This is a genomic window from Caenimonas koreensis DSM 17982, assembly GCF_009646335.1.
Lineage (GTDB): Bacteria > Pseudomonadota > Gammaproteobacteria > Burkholderiales > Burkholderiaceae_C > Ramlibacter > Ramlibacter koreensis.
On record NZ_WJBU01000001.1, the window covers coordinates 177,042 to 199,295 of the forward strand.

Below are 22,254 nucleotides of genomic sequence, written 5' to 3' on the forward strand. Positions count from 1 at the left end.
TTCACAAGACGGTTACCCTCGCGCCCAATGCGTCAACCTTTGTCATCTTTCTTCGCCTCTTTGCTGGTGGCGCTCGCCTGCACCGGTGCGCAGGCAGCCCCGGCGTCCGCAGAAGACGACCTCAGCCGCCTGATCGCCGACAAAGGCTTGATGACCCGGCTGGAGCAGGTGAGCAACACCGTCAGCGATCGCGCGTCCGAACTCGTCATCACGGCGATGGGCTTCCTGGGCGTTCCCTACCGCCGTGGCGGCAGCAATGACGCAGGCTTCGATTGCAGCGGCTTCGTGCGCTCCATGTATGAGCGCACGGTCGGCCTGGTCCTTCCGCGGCAGGCCAAGGAACAGGCCGCAGCCACACAGTCCATCGACAAGCAGGACCTGCAGCCGGGCGATCTGGTGTTCTTCAACACCATGCGGCGCGCCTTCAGCCATGTGGGCATTTACGTTGGTGAAGGCAAATTCATTCACTCCCCCAAGCCCGGCGCCCAGGTGCGTGTCGAGGACATGGGCCAGAGCTACTGGAAGCAGCGCTTTGACGGTGCCCGCCGCGTGATGGTGAACATGCCCGCCTCGATCCAGGCAACCCAATCCGCCCACTCAAATCCCGGACAACCTGCGCAACCCTGAGTGCGCATCGCGGCCGGTCCAGCCATGAAACAACAGCGCGGTTTCACCTTGACCGAGCTGATTCTCGCGGCGTCAGGCTGCAGGTCGCAGGTGACTGACGTCTGGGCGTCGGGCCGGAGCATTCCGGGGGCCGGCAACTTTGGCTGCGAATCGTCGTCTGCCACGAGCAAATATGTAGGCGGCATCCGGACCACGCAGCATGGCGAAGTCCAGCTGACGGTACAGAACATGGACGCTGCGACGAACGGGCTGCACCTCTACCTCAAGCCTTTTGATGCGAGCGGCAATGCAGCCATCGAACAGGGCAAGCCAGGCACGGTGGCAAACCGGCAGATCGCCCGCTGGGACTGCGGCGTCGCGATCGCGGACACGGCGTCGCGCGCGTTGATCAACGACCTGCCGGCCACCTGCCGCACGATGCTCGACATCACAGGCACGTTCGCGCCCTGAACGCCGGCAGGGCGCTGGCGGGGCTACTTGCGCGCAGGCGGCACGTCCGTACACGTGCCATGTGCGATCTCAGCCGCCATGCCGATGCTCTCGCCGAGCGTCGGATGTGGATGAATCGTCTTGCCGATGTCGATTTCGTCGGCACCCATCTCGATGGCGAGCGCCACCTCGCCAATCATGTCGCCCGCATGCGTGCCGACGATTCCGCCGCCCAGGATGCGATGCGTCTTCGCGTCGAACAGCAGTTTGGTAAAGCCCTCGTCACGCGTGTTCGCGATCGCCCGGCCTGACGCCGTCCAGGGGAAGTGCCCCTTCTTGATCGCGATGCCTTCAGCTTTTGCCTGGTCTTCCGTCAGGCCGACCCACGCCACCTCGGGGTCGGTATAGGCGACGCTTGGAATCACGCGCGCGTTGAAGGCCGCACTTTTCAGCTCTGCATCGCCCGTCATGTCGCCGCAGGCCACTTCAGCGGCGACGTGCGCCTCGTGCACGGCCTTGTGCGCGAGCATGGGCTGGCCCACGATGTCACCAATCGCGAAGATGTGCGGCACGTTGGTGCGCATCTGGATGTCCACCGGGATGAAGCCGCGATCGCTCACGGCAACGCCCGCCTTTTCCGCACCGATCTTCTTGCCGTTGGGGCTGCGGCCCACGGCCTGCAACACCAGGTCATAGAGCTGCGGCTCTTTGGGCGCCTGCTCGCCCTCGAAGCTCACGAGAATGCCGTCCTTCGTGGCCTGCGCGCCGACGGTCTTTGTCTTGAGCATGATGTTGTCAAAGCGCGGGGTGTTCATCTTCTGCCAGACACGCACCAGGTCGCGGTCGGCGCCCTGCATCAGGCCATCAAGCATCTCGACCACATCGAGCCGCGCACCGAGCGTGGAATAGACCGTGCCCATCTCCAGGCCGATGATGCCGCCACCGAGAATGAGCATGCGCTTGGGGTTGCCGCCCAGTTCAAGCGCGCCGGTCGAATCGACCACGCGCGGGTCAGCCGGCATGAACGGCAGGTGCACCGCTTGCGAGCCCGCCGCGATGATGCAGTACTTGAATTTGATCGTCTGCTTCTTGCCCGTCTTTTCCTGCGCGGTGCCGCTCGTCTCTTCGACTTCGAGGTGGTTCGCGTCCATGAACGAACCGAGGCCCCGCACCACGGTCACCTTGCGCATCTTGGCCATCGCGGCCAGGCCGCCGGTGAGCTTGCCCACCACTTTTGACTTGTGCGCGCGCAGCTTGTCGAGATCGACAGCGGGCTTGCCATATGAGATGCCAAGCGACTCGAAGTGGCTCACCTCGTCCATCACTGCGGCCACGTGCAGCAGCGCCTTCGAAGGAATGCAGCCGACGTTCAGGCACACGCCACCCAGCGTCGCATAACGCTCGACGATCACCGTCTTCATGCCAAGGTCCGCCGCGCGGAACGCAGCGGAGTAACCCCCGGGGCCCGCACCAAGGACGAGCATGTCGCACTCGATGTCGGCGCCACCGGCGTATGTCGATGCGACGGGAGCCATCGCCGTCTTGCTCGCTGCCCCACCGGCAGAGGCTTGCGGGGCCCCCGAGGAGCTTGCTCCTTGGGGTACAGGTGGGGGCGGGGGCACAGCAGCGCCAGGGGCTGCCGGCGCAGCAGCAGCAACCACCGCCTCGGCGCTCTCCACCACGAGCACGACGCTCCCCTCCTTGACCTTGTCCCCGACCTTCACCTTCATCTCTTTCACCACGCCTGCGTGCGACGACGGAATCTCCATCGATGCCTTGTCGCTCTCGACGGTGATGAGGGACTGCTCGGCCTTGATTGCGTCGCCGGGCTTGACCAGCACTTCAATCACAGACACTTCCGCGAAATCGCCGATATCCGGCACTTTGACTTCGACCAGGCTCATGAGTTGTCCCTCTTTTTCATCTCACTCTTTCACTTTGTTTCTTTGATCTTGAGCGTGAACACATCCGCAGGCGCTGCCGAGTTGCGATCAAACTCGCAACCGGCCGCAATGCCGGCTTCGGCCAGCTCCTTTGCCGTCTTGGCCTTGTCGTACAGCGCGTGCATGGCGCCGAGCGCGAAACTGCGGCCCGAGCCAATGCCCCAGAACTGCTTGAACTCGAACACTTCGCGATAGCTGTACAGGCCATAGATGCCGGTGGCATTTGCAATCACCACGCTGAACTGGCTCGACTCGTACGGGTCGCTGTCTTCTTCCTTGGTCTGCAGGAAGAAGTTTTCCTTCAGGAAGGGATGGAGCTTGGTGAAGGTGTCGAAGACTTCATCCTTGCTCCCGAGCTTGAGCAACTCGCGCGGCATCGAGCCGATTGCCTTGCGCAACACGGGGAAGTGAGCGACGGTGCCGGCCATGCCGATATAACTCGGCCCGGCGTCTGTTTCCGCCACGAAAATCTTCGTGTTGCTCTCGAAGCGGTTGCCCAGCCGCGTGTCGCCGAACGTCACAAGCGTGTCGGCTGCAATGGCAACCTGGCCGCCTTTTCTCACCACAACTACTGTTGTCATCGTTGCCTCTCGAGCATCGCTCCGCTCATCACAACATCGTGCGGCGGAAGTCAGAGAGGATAGCGCCCAGATAGGCGTTGAAACGGGCTGCCGAGGCACCATCGATCACGCGGTGATCCCACGACAGTGACAGCGGCAGCATCAGCCGTGGCTGGAACTGGGTGCCATCCCACACCGGCTCCATCTGGCTCTTGCATACGCCCAGAATCGCCACTTCCGGCGCGTTGATGATCGGCGTGAAGTAGCGCCCGCCAATGCCGCCCAGCGACGAGATCGTGAAGCAGGCACCCTGCATGTCGGCGGGCCCCAGCTTGCCGTCGCGCGCCTTCTTGGCGAGCTCACCCATCTCGGTGCTGATCTGCAGGATGCCCTTCTGGTCGGCGTTCTTGATGACCGGCACGACCAGGCCATTGGGCGTGTCAGCCGCAAAGCCAATATGGAAGTACTGCTTGAGCACGAGCTGGTCGCCGTCGAGCGATGAATTGAAATCCGGGAATTTCTTCAGCGCCGCCACGCAGGCCTTGATGAGGAAGGCGAGCATCGTGACCTTCACGCCCGACTTTTCGTTTTCCTTGTTGAGCTGCACGCGGAACGCTTCAAGCTCGGTGATGTCGGCGTCGTCATGGTTCGTGACGTGCGGGATCATCACCCAGTTGCGATGCAGGTTGGCGCCGCTGATCTTCTTGATGCGGCCCATCTCCTTGCGCTCGAACGGCCCGAACTTCGCGAAGTCCACCTTGGGCCACGGAAGCAGGCCAAGGCCCTCGCCACCGCCACCGCCGGCAGGTGCTTTCGCAGCTGCTGCCTTGGTCGTCGCTTCGCCTTGCATCACTGAACGCGTAAACGACTGGACGTCTTCGTGCGTGATGCGAGCCTTGGGACCGGTGCCCTTCACCTCTTCGAGCGGCACGCCGAGTTCGCGTGCGAACTTGCGAACCGACGGCGAGGCATGAGGCAGCGCGCCTGTCGGCGTTGATGGCTCGTGAGGCGGCAGTGCAGCCGTCGGCGCTGTGCGCTCCGCCACGGCCACGGGTGCGCTTGCCACTGCTGGTGCAGCAGCTGGCGGCGGCGCTGCAACCGCGGGCGCTGAGGCAGCACCACTGCCTTCGAGCGAACCGATCAAATCGCCCACATTGACCTTGTCGCCAATCTTCACTGTCAGCGTCTTGAGCACGCCGGCTGCGCTGGCGGGAATCTCCATCGAAGCCTTGTCGGACTCGACGGTGATGAGCGACTGCTCAGCCTTGATCGCGTCGCCCGGCTTGACGAGGATTTCGATCACGGCGACATCCTTGAAGTCGCCGATGTCGGGGATGCGCAATTCAACAGGTTGCGCGTTAGGCGTTGAGCGTTGAGCGTCGGGTCCAGCCTGTGGCGATGGCGCGGTCTTGGGCTGTTCCCGCTCAACGCTTGACGCCGAACGCTCAACGCCCTGGGCTTCCAAGACCAGCAACACCGTCCCCTGCTTCACCTTGTCGCCAAGCTTGACCTTCAGCTCCTTGATCACACCCGCTGCCGACGACGGAATTTCCATCGAGGCCTTGTCGGATTCGACGGTCACGAGCGACTGCTCGGCCTTGACTGTGTCGCCGACCTTCACGAGCACTTCGATCACCGAAACCTCGTCGAAGTCTCCAATGTCGGGGACTTGCACTTCGATTGCTGCCATGTTGTTCTGTCTCCGGTGTTCTTGTTCGCGTTCAGGCGTACAGCGGGTTGATCTTGTCTGTCTTGATGCCGTACTTCTGGATCGCCTCGGCAGCTTTGGCGGCGGGGATGACGCCGTCGTCGGCCAGTGACTTGAGCGCGGCCAGCACGATGTAGTGGCGGTTGATCTCGAAGTGTTCGCGCAGCTTGCTGCGGAAGTCGCTGCGGCCAAAGCCATCCGTGCCCAGCACCTTGTAGGTACGCCCCTTCGGGATGAAAGGACGGATCTGCTCGGCGTATGCCTTCATGTAGTCGGTGGACGCGACGATCGGGCCGGCATGCTTTTCAAGCTGCTGAGCGACAAACGACACGCGCGGCGCCTCGGTCGGATGCAGGAAGTTGAAGCGCTCGCAGTCCTGGCCTTCACGCGTGAGCTCGTTGAAGCTCGGGCAGCTCCACACATCGGCGTCGATGCCCCAGTCGTTCTTGAGCAGTTCCTGCGCGGCGAGTGACTCTCGAAGAATGGTGCCGGAACCAAGCAGCTGTACACGCGGCGCGCCGGCCTTCGATGGGGCGCCGGGCTTGCACATGTACATGCCCTTGATGATCTGCTCTTCGGTGCCGGGCTGCAAACCAGGCATGGCGTAGTTCTCGTTAAGCAGCGTCAGGTAGTAGTAAACGTTGTCCTGCTTCTCGACCATGCGCTTCAAGCCATGATGCATGATCACGCCGACTTCATGCGCGAACGTCGGGTCATAGCTCACGCAGTTCGGGATCGTGCCGGCCAGGATGTGGCTGTGGCCGTCTTCGTGCTGCAGGCCTTCACCGTTGAGCGTCGTGCGGCCTGAGGTGCCGCCGAGCAGAAAGCCACGCGCCTGCATGTCGCCGGCAGCCCAGCACAAGTCGCCCACGCGTTGCAGGCCGAACATCGAGTAGTAAATATAGAACGGCACCATGATGCGGTTGCTCGTGCTATACGACGTTGCAGCTGCTATCCAGCTGGCCATGCCGCCAGCTTCATTGATACCTTCCTGCAGGATCTGGCCAGCTTTGTCTTCCTTGTAGTAGGAAACCTGGTCTTTGTCTTGCGGCGTGTAGAGCTGGCCAGCCGGGTTGTAGATACCGATCTGGCGGAACAAGCCTTCCATGCCGAACGTGCGTGCTTCATCAACCAGGATGGGCACGGCACGCGGACCGAGTTCCTTGTCGCGCAGCAGCGCCGTCAGAAAGCGCACGTAGGCTTGCGTCGTGCTGATCTCGCGGCCTTCTGCCGTGGGCTCCAACACCGCCTTGAAGGCTTCGAGTGGGGGCACCGTCAAATGCTCGTCGGCCTTCGCGCGGCGCTTGGGCAAGTAGCCGCCGAGCGCCTGGCGGCGCGCGTGGAGGTACTGCATTTCCGGCGTGTGGTCAGCCGGCTTGTAGAAAGGCACTTCTGCCAGTTGCTCATCGGGCACCGGAATGTTGAAGCGGTCGCGGAAGGCGCGGATGTCGTCATCCGTGAGCTTCTTGGTCTGGTGCGCGGTGTTCTTGCCTTCACCACTCTTGCCCATGCCGAAGCCCTTGACGGTCTTGATCAACAGCACCGTGGGCTGGCCCTTGTGGTTCACGGCCTTGTGATACGCCGCGTACACCTTCTGCGGGTCATGGCCGCCGCGCTGCAGGCGCCAGATGTCTTCGTCGCTCATCTTGGCGACCATCTCGAGCGCCTTGGGATGCTGGCCGAAGAAGTTCTTGCGAACGAAGGCGCCGTCATTGGCCTTCATGGCCTGGTAGTCGCCATCGAGCGTGTCCATCATGATCTTGCGCAGCACGCCGTCCTTGTCGCGCGCGAGCAGCGGATCCCAGTAGCTGCCCCAGATCAGCTTGATCACGTTCCAGCCTGCGCCGCGGAATTCGCCTTCGAGCTCCTGGATGATCTTGCCGTTGCCGCGCACGGGGCCGTCGAGCCGCTGCAAGTTGCAGTTCACGATGAACACGAGGTTGTCGAGCTTCTCGCGAGCGGCCATGCCGATAGCGCCCAGCGACTCGACCTCGTCCATTTCACCGTCGCCGCAGAACACCCACACCTTGCGGTTCTCGGTGTTGGCAATGCCGCGTGCATGCAGGTACTTCAGGAAGCGCGCCTGGTAGATCGCCATCAGCGGGCCCAGGCCCATCGACACCGTGGGGAACTGCCAGAACTCGGGCATGAGCTTGGGGTGCGGGTAGCTCGAAATGCCCTTGCCATCGACCTCCTGGCGGAAGTTGAGGAGCTGCTCTTCGGTCAGGCGGCCTTCAAGGTAGGCGCGCGCATAAACGCCGGGTGATGAATGCCCCTGGATATAGAGGCAATCGCCGCCGTGGCCTTCACTCTCCGCATGCCAGAAGTGATTGAAGCCGGCGCCGAACATCGTCGCGACCGAGGCAAACGAGCTGATGTGCCCGCCCAGATCGCCACCGTCCGCCGGGTGCAGGCGGTTGGCCTTGACCACCATCGCCATCGCGTTCCAGCGCATATAGGCGCGCAGGCGCTCTTCGATATCGAGGTTGCCGGGGCAGCGCTCTTCGTCAGCGGGCTCGATGGTGTTGACATAGCCTGTCGTCGCGGAGAACGGCAGGTCGATGCCCTCCTGGCGCGCCTGTTCGAGCAGTTGCTCGAGAAGGAAGTGGCCGCGCTCGCGGCCTTCGGTCTGGATGACAGCGGAGAGCGCGTCAATCCATTCACGGGTTTCCTGCTGGTCCGCGTCGTTCGCGGCCGAGCCGAACAGGTTCTCAGGCTGTACTGACATGCTTTGTCTCCTTGTTTGTTCGCAATTTAGTACGGCGCACCCGTACCGTGACGCAAGTGTCGCACAGAATTTTCAGCATTTCAAATGGTGCATCGCCATTTCACAATATGACACGCTCAACAGCGCTCAACACCTACACTCACTCCTCATGCAGAACCCCGAGCGCGCCCTTGAACCAGTGGACGCCCACCCTGCCGTCGCCTGGTGGCGACGTTGGTGGAGGCGCCAGACACCTGGCCACCAGGACCGCTTCGCCATGCTTGCGCCACTTGCAGCCGTGGTGCTCTTTCTTGCAGCCATCGTGTCGGCTTTCTGGTACCTGCGCCTCGAGGAAATGGACCGCGAGCAGGAGGCAGTCAAGCGCGATGTCGAGTACGCGCAGCAACGCGTTCGCCTGCGCCTGCTGGAGCGGCAAGAGCAGATCATGCGGATCGCGCGCGACATCGGGAACAAGGAAGTCGATGCCGAAGAGTTCATGGGACGGGCCGAGTCGCTCGTTGTCCAGTACCCGGAGCTGCAGGCGCTGAGCTGGATCGACGCGCGCCGCCGCCTCAAGGCAAGTTATGCAACGCCCAGCCTGCCGAGCGCGCAGATCCGCGTCGCAGGTGAAGTGCTGCGGGTGGGCGAAACCGAAAGCACCTTTGGTCTGGCGCGTGACCTGCAGCAGCCTGTGTATTCGCAGCCCGGCGCCACGGGTGATGCCGCCGGTATCTTGCAGCTGCACATTCCGCTGGCGGAGCGTGCACGCTTTTCGGGCGTGCTGCTGGGCGAATATTCCATCGACGGCCTGCTTCGCTATGGCGTGCCCACCGATGTCTCCGCGAAGTACGCCATGACGCTGCTCGACGCCAAGGGGCGCATCCTGGCTGGCACCGCGGTCCCGCCGCGCAACCCCGCGACGCAGCTGCTGCCGTGGGCCGCGCAACCCAATGAATTCGAGGTGCCCGTCTCACCTGTGGGCAATAGCCTGGTGTTGCGTGGCCAGGCTTATCGCACGGGCCTGGGCGTGATCGGCAGCGGGCTCTTCTGGCTGGTGATTGCGCTGAGCGCGATGACGGCGTGGATGCTGATCGGCAACTGGCGCCACACCCGCCGGCGCATGCAGGCGCAGCAAGCCCTGGTCGCGGAAACCAACTTCCGCCGCGCGATGGAAAACTCGATGCTCACGGGCATGCGGGCGCTGGATTTGCAGGGGCGCATCACGTACGTGAATGCCGCGTTCTGCCAGATGACGGGCTGGGCCGAATCAGAACTCGTGGGCCGCACACCGCCCTTTCCCTATTGGCCCGAAGACGACCGCGAACAGCTCGCAGCGCGGCTGGACGACGAACTGCAGGGCCGCACGACGTCGGGCGGCTTCCAGGTGCGCGTCAAGCGCAAGGACGGCACGCTGTTCGATGCGCGCCTTTACGTGTCGCCCCTGATCGACGCCAAGAGCCACCAGACCGGATGGATGACGTCGATGACGGACATCACCGAGCCAAACCGCATTCGCGAGCAGCTCTCGGCCTCGTACGAGCGCTTCACCACCGTGCTGGAAGCGCTTGATGCCTCCGTGTCCGTCGCACCGCTCGGCAGCGAGGAACTGCTGTTTGCCAACAAGCTGTACCGGCTGTGGTTCGGCGTGCAGACCGGTGGCCACTTGCAGATGGTTGCGCAGGCGGGCGTGCCCGAGCATCCGCGCAACGACGAGTCGCTCGATGACGTCGACTCGCTGGTCGGCTTGCCCACCGGCACGCTGACGGCAGCGCAGTCCGAGAACGCCGAAATTTTTGTGCCGGAGCTGGGCAAGTGGCTCGAAGTGCGCTCGCGCTACCTGAACTGGGTGGACGGGCGGCTCGCGCAGATGGTGATCGCCACCGACATCACGCCGCGCCGTCACGCCGAAGAGCTCTCAGCCGCACAGGCTGAACGCGCGCAGTCCGCCAGCCGGTTGATCACCATGGGCGAGATGGCGTCGAGCGTGGCGCACGAGCTGAACCAGCCGCTCACGGCGATCAACAACTACTGCAATGGGCTCGTGTCGCGCATCAAGGGCAAGCAGATCAACGAAGCGGACTTGCTCGCGGCACTCGACAAGACGGCGCGGCAGGCACAGCGCGCGGGGCAGATCATCCAGCGCATTCGCTCGTTCGTGAAGCGCAGCGAGCCGAACCGCACGCTGTCGGATGTGAACACGATGGTGACCGAAGCCGTCGAGCTCGCCGGTATCGAGCTGCGCCGCCGCAATGTGCGCCTGTCGCACTACGTCGCCGCGCGCATTCCCAAGCTGATGGTCGACCCGATCCTGATCGAGCAGGTGCTCGTCAACCTGCTGAAGAACGCCGCCGAGTCGATCGAGCATGCGCAGCGGCCCGTGTCGCGGCGCAGTGTCGAACTGCGCGTGATCCCCACGCAGCTGGACGAGCAGCCCGTGATCGAATTTTCAGTGCTCGACACCGGTTCCGGGCTTGCGCCCGAAGTGATGGAGCGCGTGTACGAGGCCTTCTTCACCACCAAGGTCGAGGGCATGGGCATCGGCCTGAATCTGTGCCGCACGATCGTCGAGTCGCACCAGGGGCGGATGCAGGCGGAGAACATCTACAATGGCGCGGAGATCGCCGGGTGCCGTTTTTCCTTCTGGATACCGCTGTCGGGCGCTTCAAATTCGATAGCAAATAAAGACGCTGGGGTTATTGCATGAGTCTTATTCCGAAGAAGGGCACGGTTTACGTTGTCGACGACGACGAGGCCGTGCGCGATTCGCTCCAGTGGTTGCTCGAAGGCAAGGACTACCGCGTCCGCTGCTTCGATTCCGCCGAGTCATTTCTCTCCCGCTACGACCCGCGTGAAGTCGCCTGCCTCATCGTCGACATCCGCATGGGCGGCATGACGGGGCTGGAGCTGCAAGACCGCCTGATCGAGCGCAAGTCACCACTGCCCATCGTCTTCATCACCGGCCACGGCGACGTGCCGATGGCCGTGAACACGATGAAGAAAGGCGCCATGGATTTCATCCAGAAGCCCTTCAAGGAAGACGAGCTGGTGAGCCTGGTCGAGCGCATGCTCGAACACGCCAAGGACGCCTTCGCCGACTACCAGAGCGCCGCCAGCCGCGACGCCCTGCTCTCCAAACTCACCTCGCGTGAGGCGCAAGTGCTCGAACGCATCGTGGCTGGCCGGCTGAACAAGCAGATCGCCGATGACCTGGGCATCAGCATCAAGACGGTGGAGGCGCACCGCGCCAACATCATGGAAAAGCTCAACGCGAACACCGTGGCTGACCTGCTCAAGATCGCCCTCGGCCAGAACGCGCCAAAAACCTGATGACCGCGCACATCATTGACGGCAACGCGCTTGCCGCGAAAATCCGCGCCGAAGTTTCGGGCCGCACTGCAGCGCTGAAGGCTCGCGGCATCCAGCCCGCGTTGTCGATCATCCTCGTGGGCGAAGACCCGGCAAGCCAGGTCTACACGAAGCACAAGGTCAACGACAGCACCGAGACGGGCCTGGCCGCAACGCTGGAGCGCTACCCCGCCGACATGACCGAAGCCGCGCTGGTCAAGCGCATCCACGAACTGAATCAGGACCCGGCCGTGCACGGCATCCTCGTGCAGCTGCCCCTGCCCAAGCACCTCGACGCACAAAAGGTGATCGAAACCATCTCGCCCGCGAAAGACGTCGATGGCTTCCACGTCGCAAGCGCCGGCGCGCTGATGGTGGGCCGCCCCGGCTTTTGGCCCTGCACGCCGTACGGCTGCATGAAGATGCTCGAATCGATCGGCTATGACCTGCGCGGCAAGAACGCCGTGGTCATCGGCCGCAGCAATATCGTCGGCAAGCCCATGGCGATGATGCTGCTCGCGAAAGACGCCACAGTCACCATTTGCCACAGCCGCACGCGCGATCTCAAGTCGTTCACGCTCAATGCCGATGTCGTGGTTGCCGCCGTCGGCAAGCGCAATGTGCTGACGGCCGATATGGTCAAGCCGGGCGCCGTCGTGATCGACGTCGGCATGAACCGCAACGACGAAGGCAAGCTCTGCGGTGACGTGGATTTTGCGGGCGTGTCGCAAGTGGCGGGCTGGATCACGCCTGTGCCGGGAGGCGTCGGGCCCATGACGCGTGCCATGCTGCTCGCCAATACGCTGGAAGCTGCCGAGACAGCCACTGCCGGCCAGTGAAGCGCCATTGAAATCGGCTCGCATGACGCAAAATAAGCGTCATGAGCAATCCCCTTCTCGACTTCACCGGCCTCACCGCCTTCGACCAGATCCAGCCGGCTGATGTAGCCCCTGCGATCGACACACTGCTCGCCGATGCGAATGCAGCGCTCGAGAAGGTGACGCAACCCGACTTCCCCGCCCGCTGGAGCGACATCGCCAGGGTGCTCGACGTGTCCACCGAGCGCCTCGGCCGTTCCTGGAGCGTCGTGAGCCACCTCAACGGTGTTGCCGATACACCCGAGCTGCGAGCGGCCTACAACGAAGCGCTGCCTAAAGTCACCGAGTTCTGGACGCGCCTTGGCAGTGATGAGCGGCTCTACGCCAAGTACAAGGCGATCGATCCGGCAACACTCAACGCCGAGCAGCTGCAAGCCCACAAGAACGCGATCCGCAATTTCGTCCTCGGCGGTGCAGAGCTGCAGGGCGCCGCCAAAGAACGGTTCGCCGCGATCCAGGAAAAGTCGGCTGCACTGGCTCAAAAGTTCAGCGAGAACGCGCTCGACGCGACGGACGCCTATGCCTACTACGCCACACAGGCAGAGATGGCCGGCGTGCCCGACGACGTCGTGCAAAGCGCCCGCGCTGCCGCCCAGGCGGACGGCAAGGAAGGCTACAAGCTCACGCTGAAGATGCCCGTGTACCTGCCGGTGATGCAGTTTGCGCACAGCAGCCCCCTGCGCGAGCGCATGTACCGCGCCTACGTCACGCGCGCCAGCGACCAGGGTGATCCGAAGTTCGACAGCACGGCCGTCATCCAGGAGATCCTGCAGCTGCGAAAGGAAGAAGCACAACTGCTGGGCTACAACAATTTCGGCGAAGTGTCGGTCGTGCCGAAGATGGCGGATTCACCCAAAGAGGTCATCACCTTCCTGCGTGACCTCGCCAGCCGCGCCAGGCCCTATGCCGAAAAAGACCTGGCGGACATGCGCGCGTTCGCTGCAGACAAGCTCAACCTGAAAGACCCGCAAGCCTGGGACTGGCCGTACATCGGCGAGAAGCTCAAGGAAGACCGCTATGCGTTCAGCGAGCAGGAGGTCAAGGAATACTTCACTGCGCCCAAGGTGCTGGCGGGCTTGTTCAAGATCATCGAGACACTGTTTGAAGTCACGCTGCGCCGCGACACGGCGCCGGTGTGGACGCAAGGCGTGGAGTTCTACCGCATCGAGCGGTCGGCGCAGGGCGGCAGCCAAGGCTCGGCGCCCGAGCTCGTCGGCCAGTTCTACCTCGACACCACGGCGCGCACCGGCAAGCGTGGCGGCGCGTGGATGGACGACGCCCGCTCACGCTGGCTGCGACCGGACAACGGGCAGCTGCAAACGCCCATCGCCTATCTCGTCTGCAATTTCGCGCAGGCCGTCGAAGGCAAGCCGGCCCTGCTCACGCACGACGACGTGATCACCCTCTTCCACGAATTCGGCCACGGCTTGCAGCACATGCTCACGCGCGTGAACGAACGCGATGTGTCCGGTATCAGCGGCGTGGAGTGGGATGCCGTCGAGCTGCCCAGCCAGTTCATGGAGAACTTCTGCTGGGAGTGGGATGTGCTCAAGCACATGACCTCGCACGTCGATACTGGCGCGCCGCTGCCGCGCGAGCTGTTCGACAAAATGCTGGCGGCCAAGAACTTCCAGAGCGGGCTGGGCACGCTGCGGCAGATCGAGTTCGGCCTGTTCGACATGCTCATGCACACCGAGCACGACCCCGCGCGGGACTTCATGCCGCTGCTCGCGCAAGTGCGCGAGGAAGTGTCCGTGATCAAGCCGCCGGCTTTCAGCCGAACGGCACACACGTTCAGTCACATTTTTGCAGGTGGTTACGCGGCCGGCTACTACAGCTACAAGTGGGCTGAGGTATTGAGTGCTGATGCTTACGCCGCATTCGAAGAGACAGCGGGTAAAAATGGGTTGCCCAGCATCGAAACGGGTAGAAAATACCGCGAGGCCATCCTGGAGAGCGGCGGCAGCCGTCCTGCAATGGAGTCGTTCAAGGCGTTCCGTGGCCGTGAACCCACGCTGGACGCCTTGCTGCGACACCAGGGCATGGCCTGAAGTAACCACAAAGACACGGAGTCAGGAAAAGTATGTCGACTGCGCGCCAACTGCTCGCTACGGGCCTCATGGGTTTGCTCGGGGTGACCGCCTTCATCGGCGGCGACGCATCCGCGCAACAGATCTACCGCATCATCGGGCCCGATGGCAAGGTCACTTTTTCTGATCAGCCGCCGGCTGCAGTCGTGCCCGGCAAGAGCGCATCCTCGACCTCCGTGCGCAGCTCAGCCGGCTCGGATGGACCCGCGCTTGCTGTCGAGCTGCGCAATGCGATGAGCCGCTTCCCTGTCACGATGTACACCGGCGCGAACTGCGACCCCTGCAGCAGGGGCCGCACCAGCCTCTCGGCCCGCGGCATTCCGTTCAGCGAAAAGACAGTGACCACCGTTGAAGACCTGGACGCGCTCAAGCGCCTGCAAGGCGGCTCTGCGGCACTGCCGTTGCTCACGATCGGCGGCCAGCAGCTCAAGGGCTTCAACGAGTCGGAATGGAACGACTTCCTCGACGCAGCGGGCTACCCCAAGACGTCAATGCTGCCACCCAACTACCGGCAGGCGCCTGCCGGGCCGGTCGTCGCCGTGCAGGCACCGGCAACGCCAGCTTCTGCGCCGGCGGCGCAAGCGGCCGCACCCGGCGCTGCGCCGCGCGCACCTGCAGCCGCAGAAAATCCTGCGGGCATTCGCTTCTAGGCGCGCCTGGGCGCTATCAGAACGTCAGCGTCTTGACGCCGCTGGGTGTGCCCAGCAGGCACACGGCGGCCTTCTGGTGTGCGAAGACGCCCACCGTGACCACCCCCGGCCACTGGTTCACTTCAGACTCGAAAGCCAGCGGGTCCTTGATGGCCAGCCCGGACACATCGAGGATGCACTGCCCGTTGTCCGTCACGAGCGGCACGCCGTCTTTCATGCGCACTTTTGCAGTGCCGCCCATTGCCGCGAACTGACGCTCGATGCGACGCGCCGCCATCGGGATCACTTCGACCGGCACCGGGAAGGCGCCGAGCGTCGTGACCAGCTTCGACTCATCGGCGATGCAGATGAAGCGCGTGGATTGCGCCGCGACGATCTTCTCGCGCGTCAGCGCTGCGCCGCCGCCCTTGATCATGTGGCCCGCAGGATCAATCTCGTCGGCGCCGTCGATGTACACGGAAATCTGGTCGACGTCGTTCGCATCGAAGACGCGGATATGAAGTGCCTGCAACCTCGCCGTCGAAGCGACTGAACTCGATACGGCGCCTGCAATCCGGTCCTTCATCGAGGCCAGTGCATCAATGAACTTGTTGACCGTGGAGCCGGTGCCGACACCGACAATCTCGCCGGGCACCACATACTGCAATGCCGCCTGGCCGACGAGCGCCTTCAATTCATCTTGATTCATTTGTCACAATCCATTCGTTGCCCCGGATTATCCAATGTCACTGCTGCCCTACTCGCTCGCCCGCCCCTTCCTCTTCGGCCTGGACCCGGAAACCGCGCATGAACTGACGATGCACTCGCTGGCGCGCCTTCAAGGCACGCCGCTGCGGCTTGCGTATGCGAGCGGCATGGTCGACGACCCTGTGACGCTGGCGGGCCTGACGTTCCCGAATCGCGTGGGCCTGGCCGCAGGGCTGGACAAGAACGCACGCTGCATCGATGGCCTGGGCGCCATGGGCTTCGGCTTTGTGGAAGTCGGCACCGTCACACCGAAGGCGCAGCCCGGAAATCCGAAGCCGCGCATGTTCCGGCTGGTGCAGGCCAACGCGCTGATCAACCGCCTGGGTTTCAACAACGACGGCCTCGACGCCTTCATCACGAACGTCAAGCGCTCGACCTTCCGCTCCAAGGGCCGCATCCTCGGCCTGAACATCGGCAAGAACGCGACGACACCGATCGAGAGCGCGACATCCGATTATCTGATCTGCCTGGAAGGCGTCTATCCGCACGCGGACTACGTGACGGTCAATATCTCCAGCCCCAACACCGCCAACCTGCGCGCGCTGCAAAGCGACGCGGCGATCGATGGGCTGCTTGGCGCTATCGCAGACAAGCGCGAAAAGCTCGCCAGGCAACATGGCCGGCGCGTGCCGATCTTCGTGAAAATCGCGCCCGACCTCGACGAGGCGCAAGTGCAGGTCATCGCCGCGGCGCTCAAGAAGCACGGCATGGATGGCGTTGTCGCAACGAACACCACGATCAACCGCGAGGCCGTCAAAGGCATGCCGCATGCCGAAGAAGCAGGTGGCCTCAGCGGCGCGCCCGTGCTGGACGCGAGCAATCGCGTGATCGCACAACTGCGCGCCGCGCTCGGCAAGCGCTTTCCGATCATTGGCGTCGGCGGCGTGATGAGCGCGGATGATGCCGTGTCGAAAATTCGCGCCGGGGCCGACGTGGTGCAGATCTACACGGGCCTGATCTATCGCGGCCCTGCGCTCGTGAAGGAAGCAGCGCGCGCCATCAAGCGGCTGCACCTGCCTTGGAACGCTGGCGCCTGATTCCAGCGCGCGTCAGAAGTTGTAGCTGGCCGAAAGCTTCACCACCCAGGTGCGGCCGGGTGCAGGCTCGAAGAAGCGCGCGTTGCCTTCATTGACGATGACAGAGCCCACGTACCGGCGGTTGAACACGTTGTCGATGCGTGCGGTTGCGGCGAGGCTCCATCGCTGCACGTCCAGCACATAGCCGCCGTTCAACGCAAAGGTCGTGAAGGCGGGAGCCGCTTGGGTATTCGCATCGTTCGCAAACACCTCACTGGACCGGCGTGCCTCGATGCCACCGCGCCATCCCTGATCGGGCTGCCACGCCAGCTCCGCCGCCGTTACCGAATGCGCCGTGCCGGGAATGCGGTTGCCCGCCGGGATCGGCAGCGCAGCCGCCGCGCATGGCGTGGAAGCGCAGGTGAGGAAGCCGTCGCGGTACGTCGCGTCGAGCCACGCCTGGGCGAACTGCACGCGCCATGCCCGGCCCAGCAACGCTGTCCAGGATGCTTCCACGCCGCGCCTGCGTGTGGCGCCTGCATTCTGGAATGTGCTGCGGCCGCCAACATTGGTCTGCGTGACAAGCTCGTTGGCCGTCGTCGTCTGGAAGGCCGTCGCATTCCATTCGGTGCGGACCGCATCGCCCCAGGCAGTGCGGCCTTTGACGCCCAGCTCCACGTTCGTGCTGTCTGAAGGCTTCAGCGTGAAGTTCAGGCCGGTCAGCCCGCCTGCGCGATACGCGAGTTCATTGAAAGTCGGCGTCTCAAAGCCGCGACCGGCAGAGGCGTACAGATGCACATCCGGCGACAGCGCGAACATCAGCGCGGCGACGGGCAATGTCGCGCCATAGCGCACGCCACCACTGTCGTCGCCATTGGCGCCGGAGATGAAATGATCGCGCGAGCCGAACCGCACGCTGCTGTGCCGCACGCCGGCCGTCAGCGTCCAGCGGGGTGCGAGCTTCCAGACGAGTTGCGCATAGGGATCCACATTCGATACGCGGTTGTCTTCGTCGCGCCGTAGTGCGCCTTGAACCCCCAATGCGGCGCCCGCAAAATTCTGCCAACCCTGGCGGTGCTCGATGAGCATGTCGTAGGAAATGCCCGCGACCCATTCGATGTCGCCATGGGCCGTCGTGCGACGGGACGTCCAGCGCCAGTCGGTGCCCGCGTAGCGGCGGCCCAGCCCGATCACGCCGCCGGGGTGCAACACGTTCGCCTGCGTCGCGACCGGGATCGACTGGAACTGTGTGGTCGCGCGCTGGCCGGCGTACACCATCAAGCGCAAGCTCTGCCCTGCACCCAGGCTGCGATCGTGCACGACGCCGATCTGGTCTTGCTGCACCGTCTTGCGCGTGTCGAACTGCTGCGCCGCTGCGTCGACCTGTCTCGGCGCTGCTTCGAACTGCGCCCGCGTGAGGCCCAGCGGATCGTCGGCCCGCATTCGCAGGCTGTTTGCCACCAGCGTCCATTCGCTGCCTTCACCGCGCTCGAAATCCAGCCGCCCATTCATCACGTCGCGCGACGCTTCACTGTGGTCGCGCCAGCCCTGGCTTTCAAAACGATTGGCGCTGATGGCATAGCGAAGGCCCGGCGTCGAGCCGCTCACGCGCACACCAGGGCGGCGCAAGCCATCGCTGCCGCTCGTGAACGTGGAAGCCGCCACAGGCGCGCCCTCGCCCTGCTGCGTGAACACCTGCACGACGCCACCGGACGAATTGCCGTACAGCACCGAAAACGGGCCACGCAGCACCTCGATGCGCGCAGCCGATGCGAGGTCGATGTGGGACAGCTGGCCCTGCCCATCGGGCATCGTCGCCGGAATGCCATCGACGTAGAGGCGCACGCCGCGCACACCGAAAGTCGACCGGGCACCGAAGCCGCGTATGGACAGCTGCAAGTCCTGCGCGTAGTTCTGGCGGTCACGCGCCGTGACGCCAGGGATCAGCCCTACGCTCTCCGACAGGTTGACCTCGGGCCGGCCTGCACCGCGAATTCGCTCGGTGCCGATCACATCGACGGCTGCAGGAACGTCGAACGGTGCCGCTTCTGTTCGCGTTGCCGTCACAGTCACTGGCTCCAGCGCTGCTGTCTGCGCCAGCGCCGGCGCCGGCAGCGCAAACGCCACCCAAGCCAGCATGCCGAGCTGCTTCATGCCGTGCCGCGCGCAACAAGCTGCGCGACATCTTCCGCAATGGCCAAGGCGCTGGTCAGCCCTGGCGACTCGATGCCAAACAGGTTCACGAGGCCCTCGACACCGTGCACGCCGGCCCCGTCGATGCGGAAGTCCGGCGCAGGTTGGTCGGCACGGTGGATCTTGGGTCGCACGCCGCTGTAGCTGGGCTGCAGTGCGCCGTCTGGCAAGGCGGGCCAGTACCGGCGCACGCTGGCATAGAACGCGTCGGCACGCGCCGGATCCACCCGGTAGTCGATGGCATCTGCCGCCTCAACATCGAGCCACTCCAGGTCGGGCCCGAACTTCGCCTGCCCACCCAGATCGAGCGTGAGATGCACGCCCAGCCACGCGTCAGCAGGCGCCGGATAAATCAGCCGCGAAAACGGCGCGCGACCTGCGAGCGAGTAGTAGCTGCCCTTGGCAAAACCCTCGTGCGGCACGAACTGCAGCGCGAGCCCTTCAAACTGGCGCGCCAGTGCGCAAGCGTGAAGCGATGCGGAGTTGACGAGCACACGTGTTTCGATTTCCGTGCCGTCCGCCATGCGCACGATGTGGCTGCCACCGCTGCCACCGAGCACGGCGGAGTTGACCGGAGACCCCAGCGCCACCAGGCCGCCAGCGCTCTCCAGATCGCCTTGCAGCGCAAGCATGAAGCCGTGGCTGTCGACGATGCCCGTCGTTGGAGAGGAGAGCGCAGCCACGCAAGTCAATGCGGACTCGAGCGCGCGCGCTTCATTGGCGTCGAGCCATTCAACGGGCACACCATTTGCGGTCGCGCGATCGGCCAATGTGCGAAGCGCTGCCAGATCGCCTTCGCTGGTCGCGACGACCAGCTTGCCGCAGTTGCGATGCTCCACGCCGTGGCTGGCGCAAAACTCGTAGAGCAGCTGCTTGCCACGCACGCAAACGCGCGCCTTGACTGAGCCGGGCGAGTAATACAGGCCCGCATGAATCACTTCGCTGTTGCGCGAACTCACGCCCTGGCCGATGGCCGCCTGAGATTCGACAACGATCGTCTCGTGGCCCGCGAGCGCCAGCGCACGGCCCACCGCGAGGCCCACGGCGCCCGCGCCGATCACGATGGCATCAACGCGGTCCATGCCTGCCGTCCGGGTGAAGCCTGCAGCTACTGGCCCGCAAGCTGCCGCTCAAGATCGGCAATGGCCTGGCGAGCCTCATCGCCCTCGGGGATGTGCCGGCCGCTGTCGCGCCATTCAACTGCTTTCTTGAATCCATTGACCTGAGCGTAACGCCTGAACCACATGCCTTCGGGGTTGTGCCGCGTAATACCGTCAAACACGGTGGCCATCATCTGCGTTTGTTCCAGCCCTGCCGTGAGCATCACCTGGTTCACCACCATCTTGTGCATGGCCAAGTGCGACTTGGGCACGCCCGCGATGCGCTGCGCCAGCTCCAACGCTTGCGCATCCAGCCGGTCAGCAGGTACGGCGCGATTGGCCAGCCCCCACGCCGCGGCCTGCGCGCCGTCAATCATGTTACCGGTGAACATCACCTCCTTGGCGCGCGCCGGCCCGAGCCGGTACGTCCACATCGCCGTGGTCGGGCAACCCCAGACACGCGTAGGCATGTAGCCGATGCGCGCGTCGTTGCTCATCACGAGCAGGTCGCAAGACAGCGCGATGTCGCTGCCGCCGCCAACCGCATAGCCCTGCACCTTCGCGATGGTCGGCTTGGACGTGCGCCAGAGCGACATGATGTTCTCGGTGCTGCGCTTCATGAACGCGTAGTCCACCATCGGGTCCCACGGCTTGCCCTCCTGCTTGCAGGGGTGGTCACCCTCGCCCTCGGCGTACAGGTCCATGTCGTAGCCCGCGCAAAAAGCCCGGCCCGCGCCTTCGACCAGGACCACATGCACGTCATCCTGCGCCTCCATCCACGCGACCGCGGCGCGGATTTCCTCCGGCGTATCGGGGCCGATGGCATTGAGCTTTTCCGGGCGGGTGAACAGGATACGGCCTACGCCCGGTGCGTCCGGTAGCCGCTCGGCAGAGAGTGTTGAGTATTGGGGCATGGTGTCTCCTTCGTGGTGGACCATCGTCGCTGAAGTGGCGAAGCCTGAAAAGACAAAAGCCCCGTCAACCTGAGATTGACGGGGCTTTGAATTTTGGTGGGCGATACATGGATCGAACATGTGACCCCTGCAGTGTGAATGCAGTGCTCTACCGCTGAGCTAATCGCCCGTTCTGGCGGTGAAGAATCACCGCGAGACAGCCCACAATTATGCCACAGCGCCGGATGAGCCAATGCGCCACAGCGTCTTGCCGCCGCTGGCCTTATCCAGCTGCTTGAGCACTTCTTCGTGCGCGGCGGCTTCCTGCTCGTTCGCCACCAGCACAGGCAGCGTGAAAGTGGTGAGGTCCACACGCGTGACGATGCCGCCGAAGTTGTCCGACGTGCCCATGTCGATCAGCAAGGCGTCCTGGCCGCGCGTGAGGTTGATGTACACGTCGGCAAGCAGTTCTGCGTCCAGCAACGCGCCGTGCAGCGTGCGAGAGGAGTTGTCGACGCCGAGCCGGTCGCACAGCGCATCGAGGCTGTTGCGCTTGCCGGGGTACATCTCCTTGGCCATCACGAGCGTGTCGGTCACCGAGGCCACGAACGTCTTGAAAGCGGGCCGCCCCACGCGCTCGAGTTCCTTGTCGAGGAAGGACACGTCGAATGCAGCGTTGTGGATGATGATTTCCGCGCCGGCCAGGTACTCCATCAGCTCGTCGCAAACGGCGGAAAAAAGCGGCTTGTCGCGCAGGAATTCGTTGCTGATGCCGTGGACCTTGAGCGCGTCTTCGTGGCTGTCGCGCTCGGGGTTCAGGTAGAAGTGCCTGTTGTTGCCAGTGAGCTTGCGCCCCACCAGTTCAACGCAGCCAATTTCGATGATGCGGTCGCCGCCTTCTGCGGAGAGGCCGGTGGTTTCAGTGTCGAGGACGATCTGGCGCATGACGCGATTCTAGGTTGAGCGTCGGGCGTTCGGCGTTGAGCGCGAATTCCTCGCCAAACGCTGAACGCTCAACGCCCAACCTCTTCAATGCTTCTCCTTGGCGTGGTTGATCGAGTACTTCGGAATCTCGACCACCAGGTCTTTTTGCGCCAGGATCGCCTGGCACGACAGGCGGGAGTTCGGCTCCAGGCCCCACGCGCGATCGAGCAGGTCTTCTTCTTCCTCTTCCATATCGTTGAGCGAGTTGAACCCCTCGCGCACGATGATGTGGCACGTCGTACACGCGCAGCTCATGTCGCACGCATGTTCGATCTCGATATGGTGCTCCAGCAGCGCCTCGCAGATCGACGTGCCTGCCGGCGCGCTCACTTGCGCGCCCTGCGGGCAGTACTCGGGGTGAGGCAAGATTTTGATGACGGGCAT

18 protein-coding genes and 1 tRNA gene are annotated in these 22,254 nt (G+C 63.8%); 8 read left to right on the forward strand and 11 right to left on the reverse strand.

Features of this window, described 5'->3' with window-relative positions:
- The first annotated feature begins 27 nt into the window (after window positions 1-27).
- Both GHT07_RS00815 and GHT07_RS00820 read left to right on the forward strand, forming a co-directional pair.
- On the forward strand, window positions 28-627 hold the full coding sequence (locus GHT07_RS00815; protein ID WP_153583150.1) for a C40 family peptidase: 600 nt from the start codon (window positions 28-30) through the stop codon (window positions 625-627).
- 24 nt (window positions 628-651) lie between these two features.
- On the forward strand, window positions 652-1,077 hold the full coding sequence (locus GHT07_RS00820) for a pilin (protein ID WP_153583151.1): 426 nt from the start codon (window positions 652-654) through the stop codon (window positions 1,075-1,077).
- Window positions 1,078-1,100: 23 nt separating this feature from the next.
- On the opposite strand, the gene lpdA is transcribed toward GHT07_RS00820, so the two are convergent.
- The 4 genes from lpdA to aceE are packed head-to-tail and all read right to left on the reverse strand — an operon-like array spanning window position 1,101 to window position 7,995.
- Window positions 1,101-2,960, reverse strand: coding sequence for a dihydrolipoyl dehydrogenase (gene lpdA / locus GHT07_RS00825; RefSeq protein ID WP_153583152.1), 1,860 nt, complete (start codon window positions 2,958-2,960; stop codon window positions 1,101-1,103).
- 29 nt (window positions 2,961-2,989) lie between these two features.
- Window positions 2,990-3,580 (reverse strand): Ntn hydrolase family protein, encoded by a 591-nt coding sequence (locus tag GHT07_RS00830; protein WP_153583153.1) that lies wholly within the window; start codon window positions 3,578-3,580, stop codon window positions 2,990-2,992.
- A gap of 28 nt (window positions 3,581-3,608) precedes the next feature.
- Entirely contained in the window at window positions 3,609-5,249 is a 1,641-nt protein-coding gene (gene aceF / locus GHT07_RS00835) for a dihydrolipoyllysine-residue acetyltransferase (protein ID WP_153583154.1), read from the reverse strand.
- A 31-nt stretch (window positions 5,250-5,280) separates the two neighbouring features.
- Window positions 5,281-7,995 carry a pyruvate dehydrogenase (acetyl-transferring), homodimeric type gene (gene aceE / locus GHT07_RS00840; RefSeq protein ID WP_153583155.1) on the reverse strand — a complete coding sequence of 905 codons (2,715 nt, stop codon included), beginning with the start codon at window positions 7,993-7,995 and terminating at the stop codon, window positions 5,281-5,283.
- Between the two features lie 148 nt (window positions 7,996-8,143).
- Here aceE and GHT07_RS00845 point away from each other — a divergent pair, with 148 nt between their 5' ends.
- Genes GHT07_RS00845 through GHT07_RS00865 form a run of 5 tightly spaced genes read left to right on the forward strand, consistent with a single transcriptional unit; the run spans window position 8,144 to window position 14,937 of the window.
- A complete protein-coding gene (locus tag GHT07_RS00845) occupies window positions 8,144-10,678 on the forward strand; it encodes a PAS domain-containing sensor histidine kinase (RefSeq protein ID WP_153583156.1) in 2,535 nt (844 codons plus the stop codon).
- Complete coding sequence (locus GHT07_RS00850; RefSeq protein WP_153583157.1) at window positions 10,675-11,301, forward strand: response regulator transcription factor; 627 nt, start codon at window positions 10,675-10,677, stop codon at window positions 11,299-11,301. The genes GHT07_RS00845 and GHT07_RS00850 overlap by 4 nt, the downstream gene beginning before the upstream one ends.
- Window positions 11,301-12,158, forward strand: coding sequence for a bifunctional methylenetetrahydrofolate dehydrogenase/methenyltetrahydrofolate cyclohydrolase FolD (folD, locus tag GHT07_RS00855; protein WP_153583158.1), 858 nt, complete (start codon window positions 11,301-11,303; stop codon window positions 12,156-12,158). Before GHT07_RS00850 ends, folD begins: the two co-directional genes overlap by 1 nt.
- A 41-nt stretch (window positions 12,159-12,199) precedes the next feature.
- Window positions 12,200-14,248 carry a M3 family metallopeptidase gene (locus tag GHT07_RS00860; RefSeq protein WP_153583159.1) on the forward strand — a complete coding sequence of 683 codons (2,049 nt, stop codon included), beginning with the start codon at window positions 12,200-12,202 and terminating at the stop codon, window positions 14,246-14,248.
- Between the two features lie 32 nt (window positions 14,249-14,280).
- Window positions 14,281-14,937, forward strand: coding sequence for a DUF4124 domain-containing protein (locus GHT07_RS00865; protein WP_153583160.1), 657 nt, complete (start codon window positions 14,281-14,283; stop codon window positions 14,935-14,937).
- 16 nt (window positions 14,938-14,953) lie between these two features.
- On the opposite strand, the gene rpiA is transcribed toward GHT07_RS00865, so the two are convergent.
- Window positions 14,954-15,625 (reverse strand): ribose-5-phosphate isomerase RpiA, encoded by a 672-nt coding sequence (rpiA, locus tag GHT07_RS00870; protein WP_153583161.1) that lies wholly within the window; start codon window positions 15,623-15,625, stop codon window positions 14,954-14,956.
- A 34-nt stretch (window positions 15,626-15,659) separates the two neighbouring features.
- On the opposite strand from rpiA, the gene GHT07_RS00875 reads away from it, so the two are divergent.
- Entirely contained in the window at window positions 15,660-16,721 is a 1,062-nt protein-coding gene (locus GHT07_RS00875) for a quinone-dependent dihydroorotate dehydrogenase (protein WP_153583162.1), read from the forward strand.
- Window positions 16,722-16,733: 12 nt separating this feature from the next.
- Here the strand turns inward: GHT07_RS00875 and GHT07_RS00880 are convergent, their stop codons facing one another.
- The 6 genes from GHT07_RS00880 to fdx form a co-directional block, all read right to left on the reverse strand.
- Entirely contained in the window at window positions 16,734-18,854 is a 2,121-nt protein-coding gene (locus GHT07_RS00880; protein ID WP_153583163.1) for a TonB-dependent receptor family protein, read from the reverse strand.
- Complete coding sequence (locus GHT07_RS00885; protein WP_153583164.1) at window positions 18,851-19,975, reverse strand: NAD(P)/FAD-dependent oxidoreductase; 1,125 nt, start codon at window positions 19,973-19,975, stop codon at window positions 18,851-18,853. The genes GHT07_RS00880 and GHT07_RS00885 overlap by 4 nt, the downstream gene beginning before the upstream one ends.
- A 26-nt stretch (window positions 19,976-20,001) precedes the next feature.
- Window positions 20,002-20,907, reverse strand: coding sequence for a crotonase/enoyl-CoA hydratase family protein (locus GHT07_RS00890; RefSeq protein WP_153583165.1), 906 nt, complete (start codon window positions 20,905-20,907; stop codon window positions 20,002-20,004).
- Between the two features lie 94 nt (window positions 20,908-21,001).
- A tRNA-Val gene (locus GHT07_RS00895) sits at window positions 21,002-21,076 on the reverse strand.
- 38 nt (window positions 21,077-21,114) lie between these two features.
- The gene (gene dnaQ / locus GHT07_RS00900; protein ID WP_153583166.1) at window positions 21,115-21,831 is read right to left on the reverse strand and encodes a DNA polymerase III subunit epsilon; all 717 of its coding nucleotides are present in this window, start codon (window positions 21,829-21,831) and stop codon (window positions 21,115-21,117) included.
- Between the two features lie 84 nt (window positions 21,832-21,915).
- Complete coding sequence (gene fdx, locus GHT07_RS00905) at window positions 21,916-22,254, reverse strand: ISC system 2Fe-2S type ferredoxin (RefSeq protein WP_153583167.1); 339 nt, start codon at window positions 22,252-22,254, stop codon at window positions 21,916-21,918.